18 protein-coding genes are annotated in these 17,800 nt (G+C 66.3%); 5 read left to right on the plus strand and 13 right to left on the minus strand.

The features are described from left to right. The first annotated feature begins 45 nt into the window (after positions 1-45). Positions 46-975 (plus strand): LysR family transcriptional regulator, encoded by a 930-nt coding sequence (locus ACP156_RS23880; RefSeq protein ID WP_425053864.1) that lies wholly within the window; start codon positions 46-48, stop codon positions 973-975. After that, positions 972-1,463: a flavin reductase family protein gene (locus tag ACP156_RS23885; protein WP_425053865.1), complete on the plus strand. Its 492-nt coding sequence runs from the start codon at positions 972-974 to the stop codon at positions 1,461-1,463. Before ACP156_RS23880 ends, ACP156_RS23885 begins: the two co-directional genes overlap by 4 nt. Positions 1,464-1,755: 292 nt before the next feature. Here the strand turns inward: ACP156_RS23885 and ACP156_RS23890 are convergent, their stop codons facing one another. The 10 genes from ACP156_RS23890 to ACP156_RS23935 all read right to left on the minus strand — a co-directional run bounded on the left by ACP156_RS23890 (position 1,756) and on the right by ACP156_RS23935 (position 11,011). Further along, entirely contained in the window at positions 1,756-2,496 is a 741-nt protein-coding gene (locus ACP156_RS23890; RefSeq protein WP_425053866.1) for an HpcH/HpaI aldolase family protein, read from the minus strand. Beyond that, positions 2,493-3,893: an FAD-binding oxidoreductase gene (locus tag ACP156_RS23895; RefSeq protein ID WP_425053867.1), complete on the minus strand. Its 1,401-nt coding sequence runs from the start codon at positions 3,891-3,893 to the stop codon at positions 2,493-2,495. Before ACP156_RS23895 ends, ACP156_RS23890 begins: the two co-directional genes overlap by 4 nt. Positions 3,894-3,895: 2 nt before the next feature. Further along, positions 3,896-4,396, minus strand: coding sequence for a V4R domain-containing protein (locus tag ACP156_RS23900; protein ID WP_425053868.1), 501 nt, complete (start codon positions 4,394-4,396; stop codon positions 3,896-3,898). 13 nt (positions 4,397-4,409) lie between these two features. Next, positions 4,410-5,723: a TRAP transporter large permease gene (locus ACP156_RS23905; protein ID WP_425053869.1), complete on the minus strand. Its 1,314-nt coding sequence runs from the start codon at positions 5,721-5,723 to the stop codon at positions 4,410-4,412. A 15-nt stretch (positions 5,724-5,738) separates the two neighbouring features. Continuing rightward, positions 5,739-6,251, minus strand: a complete 513-nt coding sequence (locus ACP156_RS23910; RefSeq protein ID WP_425053870.1) for a TRAP transporter small permease — start codon at positions 6,249-6,251, stop codon at positions 5,739-5,741. A 116-nt stretch (positions 6,252-6,367) separates the two neighbouring features. Continuing rightward, on the minus strand, positions 6,368-7,360 hold the full coding sequence (gene dctP, locus ACP156_RS23915; RefSeq protein ID WP_425053871.1) for a TRAP transporter substrate-binding protein DctP: 993 nt from the start codon (positions 7,358-7,360) through the stop codon (positions 6,368-6,370). 67 nt (positions 7,361-7,427) lie between these two features. Beyond that, entirely contained in the window at positions 7,428-8,111 is a 684-nt protein-coding gene (locus ACP156_RS23920) for a GntR family transcriptional regulator (protein ID WP_425053872.1), read from the minus strand. A 366-nt stretch (positions 8,112-8,477) separates the two neighbouring features. Further along, the gene (locus ACP156_RS23925; protein ID WP_425053873.1) at positions 8,478-8,972 is read right to left on the minus strand and encodes a flavin reductase family protein; all 495 of its coding nucleotides are present in this window, start codon (positions 8,970-8,972) and stop codon (positions 8,478-8,480) included. After that, positions 8,972-10,201, minus strand: coding sequence for a styrene monooxygenase/indole monooxygenase family protein (locus ACP156_RS23930; RefSeq protein WP_425053874.1), 1,230 nt, complete (start codon positions 10,199-10,201; stop codon positions 8,972-8,974). Before ACP156_RS23930 ends, ACP156_RS23925 begins: the two co-directional genes overlap by 1 nt. Before the next feature lie 33 nt (positions 10,202-10,234). After that, positions 10,235-11,011 carry an SDR family oxidoreductase gene (locus ACP156_RS23935; protein WP_425053875.1) on the minus strand — a complete coding sequence of 259 codons (777 nt, stop codon included), beginning with the start codon at positions 11,009-11,011 and terminating at the stop codon, positions 10,235-10,237. A 143-nt stretch (positions 11,012-11,154) separates the two neighbouring features. Here ACP156_RS23935 and ACP156_RS23940 point away from each other — a divergent pair, with 143 nt between their 5' ends. Then, positions 11,155-12,174, plus strand: coding sequence for an AraC family transcriptional regulator (locus ACP156_RS23940; protein WP_425053876.1), 1,020 nt, complete (start codon positions 11,155-11,157; stop codon positions 12,172-12,174). Positions 12,175-12,228: 54 nt separating this feature from the next. Here the strand turns inward: ACP156_RS23940 and ACP156_RS23945 are convergent, their stop codons facing one another. Then, positions 12,229-14,148: an FAD-binding monooxygenase gene (locus tag ACP156_RS23945; protein ID WP_425053877.1), complete on the minus strand. Its 1,920-nt coding sequence runs from the start codon at positions 14,146-14,148 to the stop codon at positions 12,229-12,231. Between the two features lie 135 nt (positions 14,149-14,283). On the opposite strand from ACP156_RS23945, the gene ACP156_RS23950 reads away from it, so the two are divergent. Both ACP156_RS23950 and ACP156_RS23955 read left to right on the plus strand, forming a co-directional pair. Then, the gene (locus ACP156_RS23950) at positions 14,284-14,739 is read left to right on the plus strand and encodes a MarR family winged helix-turn-helix transcriptional regulator (protein WP_425053878.1); all 456 of its coding nucleotides are present in this window, start codon (positions 14,284-14,286) and stop codon (positions 14,737-14,739) included. A gap of 156 nt (positions 14,740-14,895) precedes the next feature. Further along, positions 14,896-16,134, plus strand: coding sequence for an amidohydrolase family protein (locus ACP156_RS23955; RefSeq protein WP_425053879.1), 1,239 nt, complete (start codon positions 14,896-14,898; stop codon positions 16,132-16,134). A gap of 64 nt (positions 16,135-16,198) precedes the next feature. On the opposite strand, the gene ACP156_RS23960 is transcribed toward ACP156_RS23955, so the two are convergent. Both ACP156_RS23960 and ACP156_RS23965 read right to left on the minus strand, forming a co-directional pair. Beyond that, a complete protein-coding gene (locus tag ACP156_RS23960; RefSeq protein WP_425053880.1) occupies positions 16,199-17,083 on the minus strand; it encodes an MBL fold metallo-hydrolase in 885 nt (294 codons plus the stop codon). Beyond that, positions 17,080-17,790 carry a GntR family transcriptional regulator gene (locus ACP156_RS23965; RefSeq protein WP_425053881.1) on the minus strand — a complete coding sequence of 237 codons (711 nt, stop codon included), beginning with the start codon at positions 17,788-17,790 and terminating at the stop codon, positions 17,080-17,082. Before ACP156_RS23965 ends, ACP156_RS23960 begins: the two co-directional genes overlap by 4 nt. Positions 17,791-17,800 lie beyond the last annotated feature (10 nt).

The following is a 17,800-nucleotide window of genomic DNA, read 5'->3' on the forward strand; positions in this document are numbered from 1 at the left end:
ACGCGGGGGCTGTCATTCCCCCTGGGAATGGCGCAGCCTGCGCCCATGAAACCCGTGCATCCGACCCGGTTCGACCTGAACCTTGTGAAGGTCTTCCTTGCGATCTCTGACACCCGCAGCCTGACCGACGCGGGGCAGCGGCTGGGGCTGACCCAGCCCGCCGTCAGCCACGCCCTGAAGCGCCTGCGCGACCAGTTCCAGGATCCACTTTTCCAACGCGTCGGCAACCGGATGGAACCGACCGAAACGGCCACCCGGCTGCGCGGACCGTTCGAGACGGCGCTGTCGCTGCTGGAACAGACGATCCACGACGCCCACAGCTTCGACCCCGCCGACTCTACCCGCCGGTTCCGCATCGCGATGACCGACACGGGCGAGTTCTATTCCATGCCCCGGATGCTGGCCGCGCTTGACCGGCTGGCGCCGAAGGCCAGCCTGACCTCGGTGCGGATCGACCCGGAAGAAACGGAAAGCGCGCTGCGGTCCGGGCAGGTGGATCTGGCGCTTGGCTACCTGCCGGGGCTGGAGGATGCGCGCTGCAGGGGCGACCACCTGATCCAGGACCGCATGATCTGCCTGATGCGCGAAGGCCACCCCGCCGCCACCGGGCCGTGGACGCAACAGAGCTTCGCCAAGCTGTCCTTCGTCGACGTCAGCCGCGCCGCCACGGGCTATCAGATGGCGCGCGAGATCCTTGAACAGCGCGGCATCCGCATCGGCGCCCGCGCGCGGCTGGAACACTTCACCATCGTCCCCGAGGTCGTCGGCCAGACCGATTTCGTCGCGATCTTCCCGCATTCCATCTTCACCCGGCTCGAACCGCGCGGAGGCTTTATCGCCCGCGACTTGCCGTTCGAGCTGCCGCCCTACGATATCAAGCTTTGGGTGCACGACAGCTTCGCCACCGATCCCGCGCTTGCGTGGCTTCGGGCGATGATCGTCGAGACCCTGACCGGCAAGGAGACCACGCCATGACCATCACCACCGAGGACTTCCGCGAGTCGATGGCGCATTTCCCCGGCGCCGTGACGCTTGTCACCGTCGGCTCGGGCGACGCCCGGCGCGGCATCACCGCCACCGCCGTCTGCTCGGTCTCGGACACGCCGCCCAGCCTGCTGGTCTGCGTCAACCGCAAGACGGCGACCTGCGCCGAGATCACGCGGACCGGCAAGTTCAGCGTGCAGTTGCTGGACGACACCGCCGACGAGATCGCGATGACCTTCGCCGGCGCGCGGGGTCTTGAGGGCGCGGCCAAATTCACGGCCGGAGAATGGGACGAAACGACAGGCGGCCAGCCGCGTCTGGCGTCCGCGCTGGTGTGCCTGTGCTGCGAGGTGGAAAGCCACAGCGATTCCGGCACGCACCGGATCTTCATCGGCCGGATCAAGGAAAGCACCCGCGCGAACGGCGAGGCCCTGGTCTATGCCCGGTCGCGGTTCCGGAGGTTGCAGGCGGCGGGGTGATGTGAGCGGGGGTGCGATTGATGGGGTGGAACCCCGTCGACCGGCCATCGGATTTTTGCACCATCTTGTTGCCACCCCACAAAATACAACGCCGGGCCGATGATGGATGGTCGCGGTGTTCTTGGGTGCGGTTTGGATGGGGTGGAACCCCATCCTACGCGGTCCCGGCGCGGCCCGGCGGTGCGGGCGATGGCGTGGAACCCGATCGCGCATGATCCCGACGCGGGCGGACGGCATGGCGGATGGGGTGGAACCCCATCCAGACGACCCGATACCAACCCGGAAACCCAGATCACCCCAACGGCGCCAGCGCCTGATCGCTGGCTTGTGTCAGCCACAGCGCGTCCGAGCCCTCGATCACGAAGGCCAGCCGCTTCAGCCAAAGCGCGCTTGCCTCGCGGTTCGGGGTAAAGATCCCCGCCGGGACGCCCGCTGCTTGGGCGCTCGCAAGCAGCTGGTCGATCAACGCGTCCAGCGTTTCGGACGACCCGCGCGCGACGCGGTCGACGTCCAGATCGCCCGGCCCGATGAAGGCCACGTCGATGCCCGGAACGGCAAGGATCGCGTCGACGTTCCGAACCGCGTCCAGCGTTTCAAGCTGCACCGCCACGACCGTCTCGCGCCGCGCGCGATCCACAAGGCTGCCCATGTTCCGGATATGGCCCGCCGCGCGGCCCGGTCCGGCGCCGCGTGCGCCCTCGGGGGCGAAGCGCGCCGCGCGGACGACCGCCTCGGCCTCGGCTGCTGTCGACACGTGCGGCACCACGATCCCGCAGGCGCCCGCGTCCAGTGCCGCCGCGATGTTCGGCACCGCCTTGCCGCGCACCCGCACCAAAGACGGCACCCCCGCCACGTCCGCCGCGCGGATCATGTCGGTCAGCAGCGCGTCGCCGATGGGGCTGTGTTCGGTGTCGATGCAGATGAAGTCCGGTTTCGCGCCCGCGACGATCTCGACCGCGACGGGCGAGGGGATCGCCATGAACGGCCCGCGCAGCGCCTCTCGCGCCGCGATGCGCTCGCGCAGCACGCTCACGCCGCCATCCCCGCGTCGAAGCTTTTCGCCGGGTTCAGGATGCCTTTCGGATCCAGCGCCGCCTTGATCGTGCGCATCAGCGCGATCTCGGCCTCGGTGCGCGAATAGCCAAGATAGTCCCGCTTGATCGCGCCGATCCCGTGTTCGGCGGACACCGTGCCGCCCAGTTCGCGGGTGATGCCGTAGACGATCTTCTTGATCTCTTTCTCGGGCTGCGCGCGCCCCGCCTCGGGGACGTTCACCACGACGTGCAGGTTGGAATCGCCGATATGTCCGTAGGACAGCGACCGCGCCGTCGGATAGGCCTTCGCCACCGCCGCCTCGATCCGGGTCACCGCCTCGTCCATCTTCGCGATGGGGATGCCCACGTCGAACGGAACCAGCGGGCCCAGCACGGTCTCGTACTCGGCGGGGCTTTCGCGCACGGCCCACAGGGCGCGTTCTTCCTTGACCGAATTCGCCAGCACGCCGTCCTCGACAAGACCGTCCTCGAATGCCTTCTCGAACAGGCTTTCCATCGCGCCCCGCGTCGCCTCGGCGTCGAAACCGGTGGCTTCAAGGATCACGTAGGCGCCATGTTCGCCCGCCAGCGGCGAGCCCAGCCCGGTTCCCTTCGACATGAAATGGAAGAAGCTGGGCCACATCACCTCGAAGCTCGACAGCATCGGCCCCAGCGCACCGCGCGCGGCGCGCAGCAGGGCAATGACCGACGCGGTATCGGCGCAGCCAAGAAAGGCGGTCGCCTTCGCGGGCGGGTTCGGATGCAGCCGCAACACGCAGCGCGTGATGATGCCCAGCAGGCCCTCGGACCCGATGAAAAGCTGTTTCAGGTCCAGCCCGGCGTTGTTCTTCAGCATCGTGTTCATGCCGTCGATCACGGTGCCGTCGGCCAGCACGACCTCCAGCCCCAGCACGTGATCGCGCGCCATGCCGTACCGCACCACGGTATTGCCGCCCGCGTTGGTGGCCAGCACGCCACCCAACTGGCACGACCCGCGCGCGCCGATGTCGATGCCCAGCATCATGCCCTTGTCGGCGGCCGCGTTCTGCGCGGTCTCAAGGATCACGCCCGCACCGGCGGTGATGGTGCCGGCGTCGGTGTCGATCCCTTCGATGGTGTCGAACCGTTCAAGGCTTAGAACGATGCCGTCGGCCTGCGGATGCGCCGCGCCCGAGATCCCCGTCAGCCCGCCCTGCGGCACCACCGGCACCCCGGCGGCGTGACAGGCGGCCAGCAGGCCCGACACCTCTTCGGTGGTCGAAGGCCGCGCCAGCGCCAGCGGCTCGGTCGCCGTCAGCCCGGCCCAGTCCTGCCAGTATTTCTCGGGGATCTCGCCCGCCAGTGTGACGACCTTCTCGCCGAAGGTCTCCTGAAGGGTTCTTGCGAAGTCAGTCATGGTCAGCCTTGTTGTTCCGGCACCGCCTCGAAGACGCAGCGGTCGGCGCCCATCGAGGCGCAGGCGGTCTCTGTAACGCGTGTCGGTCCGCCGAAGATCATCGCGGAGACCGCCGTCAGCATCCCCCGGATCGGTCCGCAGACCGGGAAGTCGGACGCGCCGAACCCGGCGGCGAAGGGCGAGCCTTCGACCGTCACCGTCAGCGTGTCATCGGTCAGCGCGATGTCCCATTTGCCCCAGCCCAGCTGGCCCGAGGTCTCGCGGATCACCGCCAGCAGTTTCTCGGCCTCGTCTGCCCCGGCGGACTGGTAGGTGGCGGCGGACTTGCCGCCCGCCACCCTTACGCTTTCCGCCATCGCGTCGATCACCGCCGGCCGCTGTTCGGCCGGCATCGCCAGCGCGATCCCCATCAACGCCTCGGGCTTGATGAACATATAGCGCATCGCCCCGTCGTGATAGGTTCCTGCCTCTGCGTCGTAGGCGACTCTGTCTCTGAAGCTCATCTTCGTGCCTTCTCTACAGGATCATGTTCGGCACGACTGTCGCGAGCGACGGCACCATGATGACCAGCGCGATCAGCAGGAAGACGCACAGGATATAGGGCAGGGCGGCCCGTGCCACCTGCGGCAGCGTCGTGCCCGGAGGGCTGACCCCGTGCATGACGAACAGCAGCAGACCGAAGGGCGGCGTGGTGAAGCTGACTTCCAGCATCAGCAGCATGATCAGGCCCCACCAGATCATGTCGTATCCAAGATGCTGCGCCAGCGGCACGAAGATCGGCAGCGTGATCAGCATCATCGACACCTGGTCCATGAACATGCCCAGCACCAGCAGGATCAGCATCATGACCATCAGCGTCTCAGTCGGCCCCATCTCTAGCGAGGTGGCCCAACGGACAAGGCCCGAGGACGCGCCCGAGAATGCCAGAAGCTGTGCGAAGGTGGTCGACGCGGTGATCAGCAGGAAGGTCATGCCGGTGACGCGGGCGGAATCCGCGATGGCTTCACGCACCGCCTTGAAGTCCAGCGCGCGGAAGATCAGCGCGAGGATGGCGACGGCAAGGATGCCAAGCGCGCCGCTTTCGGTGGGAGTGGCAAAGCCGGTCAGGATCGAGCCGACCACCGCGATGATGATCACCACCATCGGCAGGATGTCCCGGCAGAAGATCTTGATGCGCTCGCTTACGGGCAGCGGCGTGTAGTCATACGAGGGCGCCGCCTCGGGATCGACCTTGGCCTGAATGAAGATCAGGATGCCGTAGAAAACCGCAAGGATCACGCCCGGCAAAAGACCCGCGACCAGCAGGCCGCCGATGTCCACCCGCGCAAGCGAGCCGAACAGAACGGCCAGCGCCGACGGCGGAATGATCACGGCAAGACCGCCCGAGCCAAGGATCGGCCCGATCGCCATGTGCCGCTTGTAGCCCCGTTTCATCATTTCCGGCACCATCAGCGAGCCAAGCATGCCGGTGTTGGCCAGCGACGAGCCCGACAGCGCGGCGAACACGGTTCCCGAGGTCACGGTCAGGTACGACAGGCGCGCGGGAAGGCGGCCGATCAGCACGTCGATCCCGTCCAGCACCCGGCGCGCAAGGCCCGAGTGGAAGAACAGCGCGCCCATCACAAGGAACAGCGGCACCGGGGCCAGCGCGTAGGTCGAGACCGCCATGGTCGCGTTCGAGACCATCTGCTCGATACCGCGCACGCCGCCCATGAAGAGGAATACGCCGATTACGTTGACCACGAAGAAGCCAAGCGCCACCGGCAGGCCGATCCCCATCGAGAACAGCAGGCCCCCGACAAGGATCGCGATCGAAAGTGTCCAGTCCATCATCGCCCTGTCTCCTTACATGCCGGCGTGGGATTCGGGGGGCGCCCCGAAGAAGCTCTCGCCGCGGGCGAAGAAAGCGAGGAATTGCAGGCCGCCAAGACCGAAGCCCAGCGGCATCGTCAGGTACAGCGCCCACATCGGCGCGTCGAAGCTGCGCACCTCGTAGGACCCGTCGGCCAGCACGCGGATCAGCGATTTGCCGGTGTGATAGGTCAGGTACAGGCAGACGACGGCGGACAGGATCTGAAGCCCGGCCTGCCAGTAATGGCGCAGGCCGGCGGGCATGTAGGTCAGCAGGACTTCCACGCAGACATGGCCCCGCGTCAATACAAGCCACGGCAGGCACAGGAAGGTGATGTGCAGCATCGCGTACTCGACAGAGTTCACGGCCCAGATCACCGTGGGCAGGCCCAGGTTCCGCGACAGCACGTCATAGATCACGATCAGAACGATCGCGGCCACCAGCAGACAGGCAATGCGGAACAGCAGCAGGCAAACGGCATCCAGGATGCGCAGGGCGGATGTCATCGGGGTGTCCTTTCAGGTGCACGGGCCGCGCCCGCCTGGCGGGAGAGGGTACCGGGCGGGCGCGGGGCTGTCGGCACGGGCGGCAGAGTGCTGTGCCGCCCGTGCTGGTGACATGCTCAGAAATCTTCGAAGAAGATCGCCTTGAGCGCGTCGTGGTGGGTCGGGTCACGCTCCATCAGGCGCTTCCACGCGATGTCGTAAGCGGTCTCAAGGAACATCTGGCGCTGTTCGCCGGTCAGTTCGATCGTCTCGATACCGCCTTCGGCCAGCAGCTTGCTTTCCTCTTCGGTCAGCGCGGTGTTGTCCTCGAACGACGAGATCTCGTGCTCGATGGCGGCCTGGTTGACGATTTCCTTGGCTTCGTCAGACAGGTTGTTCCACGCGTCGAGGTTCATCGAGATCAGAACGTCGGTCTGGAAGAAGCCCGGGTCGATCCGGTACTTGATGAACTTGTCCCAGCCAAAGTCGCGCAGGCCGGTCACAGGATAGCCGGTGCCGTCGACGACGCCGCGTTCCAGCGAGGTGTAGACCTCGGATGCGCCCTGAACCACGATGGTGGCGCCCAGCTCTTCAAGGAAGGCGCGGTACAGCGGCGACGACCGCAGGCGCAGACCGCTCAGGTCGACCTGACCGTCATCGGCGACGCCGGGCTTCTCGGTGGTCCACAGGTGGAACGCCGCACCGCCGTCGACGTGGGCCAGAACGTGCGCGTTGGCCTTCTCGTGGAACATCTGGTTCACCAGGTCCAGGCCGCCCTCTTCACGAACCGTCATCGGGTCCTTGTTCGACCCGGCGAAGGCTTCGCCTTCCGGCACGATGTTCAGGTACAGGCCGGCGGGCAGCAGGAACATGTCGGCGATGCCGTTCTGCTGGGCTTCGCCCATCCGCTCGTTCGGGATGGTCTCGGGGCCGCCGATCACCTGGATCTGCACGACGCCTTCGCCACGCTCGTTCACGAGGTCCACGAAGTTCTGGAAGTTGCGGGCGAAGGAAACCTGCGCCGGCACGAAGGTCACGGCGCGGATGATTTCCTGCGCCTGAACGGCAGCGGCGGAGAGCGCGAACAGCGCCGCGGTGGCCGCCCCCTTGATCAGTCCGTGTTTGGTCATTGTCGTCCTCTCTGTCAAAGTTGGTTGTGGCCCGTGCCGCCCCATCGCGGTCGTGCGGGCCGGTTGGTCACCCGACCGCTTCGGATCGGTTGGCGGGTCGTTGTCTGCGCTCGGCATCGGCGCGTTCGAAGAAAACCAGCGCGGCGTCCACGAAGGCCGCCATCGCGTCCTGCGCGGCGGCGGGATCGCGCGCCATGTAGGCGTCGGCCAGCCGCGTGGTGCCGGCCCGAGCGGCGGCGCGGCCCTCGGGGGAATCCAGCGTCGCGGCGCGGACAAGATGCACCTGCATGTAGAACCGCAGGATCGTCTCGCGCAGGCGGCGGTTGCGGATCCGTTCGACCCAGAACGCCCGCAGCGCGCGGTTCGCGGCGGCAGAGTCCTCGGGCCGGTCGGCGCACTGGATCGCCTCGTAGAGGCTGCAGAACAGTTCGTCCTCGGACGGGTCGGCGGTGCGCACGACGCTGGCGAAGGCCATCGGTTCCAGCGCGCGCCGGATCTCGAAGATGTCGCGGATCTCGTCCAGCGAGGGCGAGATGACGATATAGCCGCCGCGGCCCGCGTTCTCGATCAGGCCGTCGCTTTCCAGCCGCCCCAGCGCCTCGCGGACCGGGGTGCGGGACACGTCCTTGTCGCGGGCGATATCCGCCTCGACCAGCCGCTCTCCGGCCCGGCCATGCTGCCCGACGAGGTCCGACAGCAGGCTGTCGTACACCTTCTGGGCTAGGGGGATGGTTCCGGTCCTCTGTCGCATGCTCACTGGCTCTGTGGCTGTTTTGTATACCTTTAACTCTAAAATATTATTTGCAAGCCAAAAGTGACATGGCAGCTATGCAGCCAGCGCCAATCAAAGCGCTTCGCATCCGTAATTACCTGTTTTTCATGGTTTTTAAAAACTAGAGGCCATCAGCATCCCATTGATGACGCCAAAAGCGACGGCAAGGGCCCGAATCCGACGCTGCCTATTTGAACTGTTTAGGGTTGAAGGAAAAATCTGCCAGTCTGCAAAGGCACTTGCTGCGCGCACCATTCCGCAAAACGCCCGCCGCCGCGCTCCGGACGGGGAACGCGGCGGCGAAAATCAGCCTGATTTTTCAACAGAATTGAAACGCGCGCCCCGTCAGGCCACCGCCTCGATCCGATGGAATCGGGTGCCCGCATAGATCAGCGCCTCGCCGTTTTCGGCAAAGGCGACGTCGGTCATCCGCCCGATGAAAACCGTATGGCTGCCCGCATCGGTCGCCGCCGTCACCTCGCACGAGATACTGGCCAGCGCGCCCGACAGCCGCGGCAATCCGGCGGGGCAGGCGCCCCAGTCACCAGAGGCGAACTTGTCGCCGCCGCTTTGCCCGCCGGCCCCCGCGAAGGCCATCGCGACATCCGCATGATCCTGCCCGAGAAGCTGGACGGAAAACCGCCCGGACCGCGCGATCTCCATGCAGGTGCCGGTCTTGCGGTTCACGCAGACCAGCAGGCTGGGCGGGCTGTCCGTCACCGAACAGACCGCCGTTGCCGTGATCCCGCGCCGCAAGTCGCCTTCCCCGGTGGTGATCAGCGTCACCGCGCCGGGGAACAGGCCCATCGCCTGACGGAACGTGGGAACGTCGACCGACATCACGCCGCCTGCAAGCTGGTCAGATAGTCGTCCGCCGCCGACGGGTCCGCGAACCACGGGAAGAAGTCGCGCGGATCGTCGAAGCCGTTGGCGATGCGCTGCGCGAGACCGGGCAGCACCTGCGCCGAGCCCATGATCTCCAGCACGAAGGGCGGCGGCGGCAGCAGCATCATGTTGGTCCAGCGCACGACCCACTGTGCATAGTCCCAGAACCGTTCGAAGGTCGAAGACATCCACGCCTCGTCGAACGGCCTGTCGCCCTGCGCCACGATCGCATCGAGATACACGGCGGCCGCTTTCGCCGCGTTGTTCGCGCCCTGTCCGGTGATCGGATCGTTCAGACAGACCGCGTCGCCCAGCCCGAGGATCTTGGCGCCAGAGGGCAGCGTGCCCACGGGCTTGCGCACCGTCGGCGGGAAGCGACCGGCAAGGATCCCGTTGTCGTCGGTCAGTTCCACATTCCGGCAGCGGTCGGCTTCCCACGGCAGGAAGGTGTCGAGGATCTTCTTCGACGTCGCCAGATGCTCGGCGGGCGAGGACACGTCGCGCCAGCAGTCCATCGGGCCGCCGGGAATGCCCTCGAACACCATGATCTCGCAGGGGCCGGTTTTGGTCAGCGCCGGGAAGACGAAATACTCGCCCACGCCGGGGATCAGGTTGAAGTTCACCGCCGAGTATTCCGGCCGCGGCGTCATGCCATGCACATAGGTCAGCGCCAGCGCCCGCTGCGGCGCGTCGAACGGCGAACGGTCTGCGTCGCGTTCGAACAGCCGGCCGATCTCGCCCTTGCCGGACGCCACGATCACCAGATCCGCGGTCTTCGCCTCGGCCTCCAGCTTCGCCACGTCGGCGCTTGCGATCTCCAGCGTGCCGCCCAGCTTGGTGAACTCTTCCAGCCAGCGCGGCATCTTCACCCGCTGGTCCACCGACTGCGCCGGCTTGTCCAGCATCGCGGCCCAGTCCACGACCTTGCTCGGGCCTTCCGGGTTCGGCACCGAAAAGCTGATCCCTTCGACCGGCGGGCAATCCTCGGCCCAGAAGTCGATGCCGAGCTCGCGCTCGTGCGCCAGCGCGGCGTCGAACTGGCATTGCGACGACAGAACCTTGCCCGCCGCGATGTCCTCGCCCGTGCGGTCCTGGATGATCTTGGCGTCATAGCCCTTCTTCAGAAGCCCGATGGCAAGCTGAAGCCCCGACTGTCCGCCACCTACGATGGTGATGCGTTTCATTGTCTCTCTCCTGCTGGTTTGTCGCTGTTATTGTCAGTCCATCAGCCGCGGGATCGCCGGGGTGTAGCCCTCGGGGCCCATGGCCGTGTATCCGCCGTCGACCCGCAGGTCGGTGCCGGTGACGAAGCTGGCCTCGTCCGAGCACAGGAACATGATCGCGCTGGCGACCTCTTCCGGGTCACCCACGCGCGGGAACAGGTGGAAGTCGGCGCCGACCTTGTCGGTCTTGTCGCGGTCGCCGCCGGTGAGGCTGTCCATGATGTTCGACCACGTCCAGCCCGGCGACACCGCGTTCACCCGGATGCCATCCGGCGCAAGATCCATCGCCTGGTTCTTCGTAAGCTGAAGGATCGCGGCTTTCGACACCGGGTACAGCCAGCGCCCGGTCTGCGCGACGCGGGCCGAGATCGAGCCGAAGTTGACGATCGCGCCCTTGCTCTTCGCCAGTTCCTCGCGCGCGGCCTGCATCAGCATGACCGAGCCCACAAGGTTGACGTCCAGCGCTTCCAGCCATTCCGCCCGGCTGCTTTCGGCGCCGTTGTCCAGATAGGTCGCCGCCACGTTCACGATGAAGTCGATCCGCCCGAAGCTGTCCTTCGCGGTCTGCACGACAGTCGCGATATCCGCGTCCGACCGCAGATCGGCCCGCACGAAGACCACCCCGTCACCCGTCACCCGCGCGCCGCCCTCGGCGTCGATATCGGCGACGACGACCTTCACGCCGTGATCGCGGAACGCCGCGACCACCGCCGCGCCGATTTTGGTGGCACCGCCCGGCACGATCGCCACCTTGTCCGCCAGTCCCCGCATGTTCAGCTCCCCGTGTTGTCATGGATTTGAAATAATCCTTGCAGGTCTCCCCACGGCATCGGCTATCCTGCTTGCGAAGGCGGTATCCGGATTGCGCAGAAATATGCTTCGAACCTGAAGCAACCGCCCTCAGGGAGATGTCGATGCAGGACGCCCGGCCATTCTCGGACCCGACCACGCGGGGCAGGGGACTGCCCCTGTCGCGCTATCGTCTCTTCGAGTCGACCGACATCGACGACGCCCGCGCCCGTGTCGCGCAGGTCTATTGCGATCACCGGCTGGACGTCGTGGGCCGCCATGGCTTCGCCGCCGCCCAGAACCGGATCGAGGGCAGGGCGCTGTCGGTCAACGTGATGACCTACGGCGCGAAGACCGTGATCGCCCCCGGCGCGCTAGAGCGGTTCTTCCTGTTCCAGTTCCCGATCCGCGGCCACGCCTCGGTCAGCAACGGCGACAACGTCCACGAGATCGGCGGCGGCCGCAGCGGCGTGCTGAACCCCGACGCCGAGACCTGCATGATCTGGAGCGAGGACTGCCTGCAAGTGATGCTTCAGGTCGAACGCACCGCGCTCGAGGATCTGGCCCGCCGCCAGTTCGGGCTTCCCGCCTCGGCGCCGCTGCGCTTTGCAGGGGCCGCCGACATGACACGGGGGCAGGGCCGCGCCTTCGCCGGTCTGCTGGAACACGCGATCCGCGAGGCCGACCACGGCTGCAACCTGTTCGACGGCCCCGCCGTCATGGCCGAACATTTCGAGACGATGCTGCTGCTGGGCCTGTTGCAGACCCAGCGCCACAACGCGATGCCCGCCGCCGACGACAGCCCCCGCGCCATCCCGCGCGCCGTTCGGCTGGCCGAGGCGTACATGGAAGCGAACCTTGCCTTCCCGATGACGCTGGACGAGATCGCGACCGAGGCCGGCGTCAGCCTGCGCGCCCTGCAATCCGCGTTCCGCGCCTGCCGGGGCAAGCCACCGATGACCGTCCTGCGCGACATGCGGCTTGACCGCGCGTGGCAGGCGCTCAGCCACCCCACGTCCGACACCAGCGTCACCGATGTCGCGATGTCGCTGGGGTTCTTCCACCTCGGCCGCTTCGCGGAACAGTACCGTCAGAAATTCGGCTGCACCCCGGTCGAGACGCTGAGGCGGTCGATTACCGGATAACTCCGGTAATCATGATTATGTAAACCCCGGATCGCTCCGGGGCCCGGCAGACCGTCAGCCTTCACCAACCGGGCGCAGGAAACCGGCGAAGAAGCTGGACAGGTCCTCGTAGCCATCCAGCGGCAGCACGTTGGCGATGTACTGATCCGGGCGGACCACGATCATGCAGCCCGCGTCCCGGTCGATCCCGCGCATGTCGAAGATATCGCCCAGACCCTTGTGATCCACGCAGAACACCTTCTCGTGGTCCTGTAGGCCCAGCGGCCCTTTCTCGGGCTTCAGCAGCGACGGCATGTCCTCATAGGCCAGCTGGTCGAAGGTTTCCTGAAACACCGCCCGCACGTCGATCACCGCGTCGATATCCTCGTCGCGCCGGGTGTGCCGCACCACGGGCGAGGCCGGGTCGGTCTTCAGCCAGTCGGCCAGCCGGTACAGCGCCGACCCCGGCGCGGCGTCGTTGCGGCCCGCGAAGGCATAGATCCGCCAGCGCCCGTCCGCTTCGGCCACGTGGCCCAGTTGCATCTGCATCGCGTCCGCCACCCGCACCACCGGGGCGGAATGGAACCGGCGGCCGATCTCTTCGCCCGTGGCCAGCGCCTGATGGGTCGGCGCGGCGGTCAGCGCGGACTGGTCGTATTTCACGGCAAGCCCGCCGGTGAACTCGAGGTTCTCGATGAACTGCGCCTGCATCCGCGGCATGTCCGTGCCGTCCAGTTCGGACTCGCCCGGCGGCGCCGACATGATGCGCGACCACGCGTGGTCGGTGTCGATCAGCCGCTTCGCCTCGACCCAGCGCTCGGCGGAATAGCTGCGCAGCAGGCTTGGGTCGGCACGGCCCTGGAACACGTGCGCCAGCTTCCAGCCAAGGTTGAACGTGTCCTGCATCGACACGTTCATACCCTGCCCGGCCTTCGGGCTGTGCGTGTGACAGGCGTCGCCTGCGGTGAATACGCGCGGATTGCGGCTTTCGCCCTCGGCCACGTCGTCGAACCGGTCGGTCAGCCGGTGCCCGATCTCGTAGACCGACCACCACACGACCTCTTTCACGTCCACCGTGTAGGGCGCCATGATCCGGTTCGCGGCGGCGATGATGTGCTCGTCGGTCAGGTTGCGGGCCGAAACGCGTTCGTCCGGGTTCAGCTTGTCCAGCTCCACGTACATCCGGAACAGATAGCCACCCTCACGCGGCAGGATCAGCACGTTGCCCTCGGTCGCCGAGGCGATCAGGCACTTCTGCCGGATGTCGGGAAAATCGGTGTTGGCGAGGATGTCCATCACACCCCACGCCTGATGCGCGGCGTCGCCGTGCAACTCGCCGCCGATGGCCTTGCGCACGTTCGACCGGGCGCCGTCGCAGCCGACCACGTAATTCGCCCGCACGGTCTTGGTGATGCCCGCGTTCACGCCGGTGTTCTCCAGCGTCACGGTCACCGGGTGGTCATCGGTGGTGGGATCGACGGTCAGGTCTTTCACCGACCAGCTGTAATCAGGCTCCAGCCGCGACGGCGACTTGCGCATCACGTCCAGAAACAGCTCGTGAATCCGCGCCTGGTTCAAAAGCGTGTGCGGCATTTCCGAGGAATCGTCCGCCACGTCCTGAACCCGCCCGACGCGGCGCACATGCGCGGGGTTCGCGGGGTCCGGCGTCCAGAAGGTCGTCTGGTTCACCCAGTAGCTTTCGCGCTTTACCTTCTCGCCGAAGCCGAAGGCCTGAAACATCTCCATCGTGCGGGTGTTCACGCCGTCGGCCTGCCCCTTCTCCATCGGGCCCGGCTTGCGCTCCACGATCATCGTGTCGATCTCGGGGAACTGCGACAACTGCGCGGCAAGGCACAGGCCCGCCGGTCCGCAGCCCGCGATCAGTACGTCGACCTTCTTGGGCAGCGGCGCGAAAGGCGTGCGGTCTCGCCGGTTCGGCGCCGCCGCTTTCAGGTCCGGGTCCCCGCCGCGAAATCCGTCGTCATAGTACTGCATCGTCGCTCCTCCCTGCCGGGACGATCCCGGGATGGGCAATTGATAACTGTACTTACTACCTCGAGTCAAGAAAGTATGTGTACAAATCATTTTCCCGCTCCTACCATGCCGGGGCGATGTCAGAAGGAGGCCGTGATGGAGGCCTACGGAATGGCCGGGCACCTGATCCGGCGGCTCAACCAGATCTCGACACAGGTCTTCAGCCGGCGGATGCAAGAGGCGGGCTATGACGTCACGCAGGTGCAGTTCGCGGCGATGGACGCGCTGGCCGCCCAACCCGGCATAGATCAGGCCGGTGTCGCCACGCTGATCGCCTATGACCGCGCCACGATCGGCGGCGTGATCGACCGGCTTGTGCAGAAAGGATTCGTTGCACGGAAGGTCAGCAAGAAGGACCGCCGCGCCCGCGAGGTCCGTTTGACAGACGAGGGCACGCGCGTGTTCCAGGAAATCCTGCCCATCGTCTCGAACCTTCAGGAAGAAATCCTGCTGGGCCTCGAACCCGACGAGCGCACCGCGTTCCTGTCCCTCGCCCGCAAGGCAGTTTCCACCGCTGAAGACGGGACGCTTCAGCCCGACGCGCAGCCCTAGCCACCCGGCATCCTGCCCAACGATCAGGCAGTTATCGCCGTCCGGCGCAGTCAGGACGGTCGTTCGACATGCAATAACCGACCAGAGTTTGACATCGTTTGCTCATTTGATCAAACTATCCGGGAACACTCCCTACACGTCCTTCCCGGAGACCCCATGTCCCTGACTATCCTGCGCAATGCGACCGTCTTTGACGGTCATTCCGACGACCTGATCCCCGACTGCGATATCGTGATCGAAGGCGACACCATCCGCGAAGTGACCTCTGGCCGCTCCGGCCTGACCGCTGATATCGAGATCGACGCCAGCGGCAAGACCCTGCTGCCCGGCCTGATCGACGCCCACGTCCACCTGTTCGCCGCGCACCTGTCGATGGCCCAGTGCGCGCACTACCCGATGACGCTGATGACCCTGAAATGCCTCGCCCGTACCAAGAACATGGTCGAGCGCGGCTTCACCACCGTCCGCGACGTCGGCGGCGGCGACTTCGGCATGCGTCAGGGTCTGGCCGAGGGTCTGATCCCCGGCCCCCGCGCCTTCATCGGCGGCCCCGGCCTGACCCAGACCGGCGGCCACGGCGACCACCGGATGAAGACCGACGAAGACCTTGTGCGCAACCGCTATGCCAACGGTCACGAATTCACCCACCGCCTTGTCGACGGCACCGAGCAAATGCGGCAGGTCGTCCGCGACGAGCTGCGCAAGGGTGCCGACCACATCAAGCTGATGGCTTCCGGCGGCGTCGGTTCGCCCAACGACGCGATCGAGGACTGGCAGTTCTCCGAAGCCGAGATCCGCACCGCCGTCGAAGAGGCCGAGGCGAAGGGCAAATACGTCGCCGCCCACACCTATGCCTCGACCGCCGTGCAGCGCGCGGTGAAGAACGGCGTCCGCACCGTCGAGCACTGCAACCTGATCGACCGCGAGACCGCCGCCGTCGTCCGCGACTGCAACGCTTTCGTGGTGCCGACGCTGGTCTGCTACGAGGTGACCAAGATCCACGGCGACAAGCTGGGCCTGTCTCCCTACGTGATGCAGAAACTGGACGAGGTGAACGAAGGCGGTATTCACCTGCTGGAACATTGCGAGGCCGAGGGCACGCCGATGGGCTTCGGCACCGACCTGATGGGCGAGATGGAATATGCCCAGTCGATGGAATTCGTGATCCGCGCGCGGGTGCAAAAGCCGGTCGACGTGATCCGCTCCGCGACCTCGGTCAACGCAAAGATCCTGCAGATGGAAGGCAAGCTGGGCTGCATCGCCGAGGGTGCGCTGGCCGACATCATCCTTGTCGACGGCAACCCGCTGGAAGACATCACGCTGCTGGACGGTCAGGGCGAGAACATCCCCTTCATCATGCAGTCGGGCAAGGTCTACCGGAACCGCATGAACTAAGCGCGGCCAACGCCGAACGCACCGCCCGTCGCTTCACGCGGCGGGCGTTTTCGTTTCGCTGCTGTCAGTCGAACCGGCCGACCGTCGCATCCGGCGACAGGTCCAGCGTCATCCCGTCCTCGGCCCAGACGATCCGCCCGCCATAGACCGCCAGCATCTCTTGCTGGGCGCGGGCGCGCAGCAGCGGGTCGTCGAACTGCTCGGACAGATGCGACAGCACCAGCGTCCCCACCCCGGCCTCCTCGGCCATGCGCGCGGCTTCCAGATGGCTGGCGGCGGTGGCCCGTGCCGCGTCGGGCAAGGGCGTGCCGTGCAGGTACTGGCACATCGTGATCATCACGTCGGTGCCCTTGGCGAAGTCCACCACCTCGGCGCAATACCCGGTGTCGCCGGTATAGGTCAGGTCCGCGTCGCCGGACCGGAACCGGTAGCCAAGACAGGACAGATGCGGCGCGAAGTGCTGGGCGTGCCCGACCGTGACGGCCACCTCGCCAAGCTGGAAACCGTCGCCCGCCGCCACCTCCGTCACCTCGTAGGCCAGCGGCGGCCGCACCCCCTTGCCACCCCGCGCGGCAAAGATCGCAAGGCTGGCGGGATGCTCTCGCCGGGCGATGATATCGGGACGAAACGCCCCTTCAGAGCCGAAAAGCCGGTCAAGGAACTGCGCCACCGGCGGCGGGCCATAGACGCGCAACGCGGGCGCGTCGCTTTGCTGGTCCCAGCGCGTCATCACAAGCCGCGGCACGTCCAGCGCGTGATCGGAGTGCAGATGCGTCAGCAACAGATCGGTGATCTCGCCCGGCACACCGCCCGCCTCGATGAACCGCTGATGCGCGCCGCCGCCATGGTCGATGACAACGGACCGATCCGCGGTCCGCAGCCAATAGCCGGAACTCACACGGCGCGCCGAGGGGCCGGGCGTGCCGGTCCCAAGACAGGTCAGCTTCAAGACCCGCCCTGCCCTTCGTTCTCGGTCAGGAAATCCGTCACCAGGTTGTGCGTCGCCTCGATATCCTCGCCCATGGTGCGGACAAAGGCGTCGCGGTCGCCATCGTCCAGCGCCTTCAGCATCACCTCGTGATACATCGCGAACCCCTTCTTGTAGCTGGTCTGCAAAAGCTCTCCCATCCGGTCCGACAGGAACCGGACATAGGCGCCCGACCGCAGCCACAGGTTCTCGATCTGGCTGATCAGAACGTCGTTCCCGGCAGCGCGGTAGATGCCAAAGTGGAAATGCCGATTGCACTCCAGCATCAGCACCACGTCGCCCGTCTCGCCGCAGGTCTGGTGCTTCTCAAGGATCTTCCCCAGCTCGGCCCGTTCATCCGCGCCGATGTGGTCGAACGCGATCCGCGCCGTCGCGGGCTCGATGATCATCCGCGCCTGCGTGATCTGCGCCAGTTCCGCGCGGTCAAGATCCGGCACCACCGCCGTTCCCGTCGAAGAGATCCGCAAGGCGTTCTCTGCCGCCAGCCGCCGCAGCGCCTCGCGCACCGGCATGTGCGAGGTCATGAACCTGTCCGCCATCGCCGAGATGGTGAAACTCTCGCCCGCCTCGAAGGCCCCGTTGACCAGCGCGGTGCGCAGCTGGTCATAGATCTGGTCCTGCACCGTCTGGCGGGTCCGGACCGGCTTGAAGGGGGCGGCACTATCCATCTTGGTTCTA

Origin of the sequence: Psychromarinibacter sp. S121 (assembly GCF_049801035.1) — a bacterium.
Taxonomy (GTDB): domain Bacteria; phylum Pseudomonadota; class Alphaproteobacteria; order Rhodobacterales; family Rhodobacteraceae; genus Psychromarinibacter.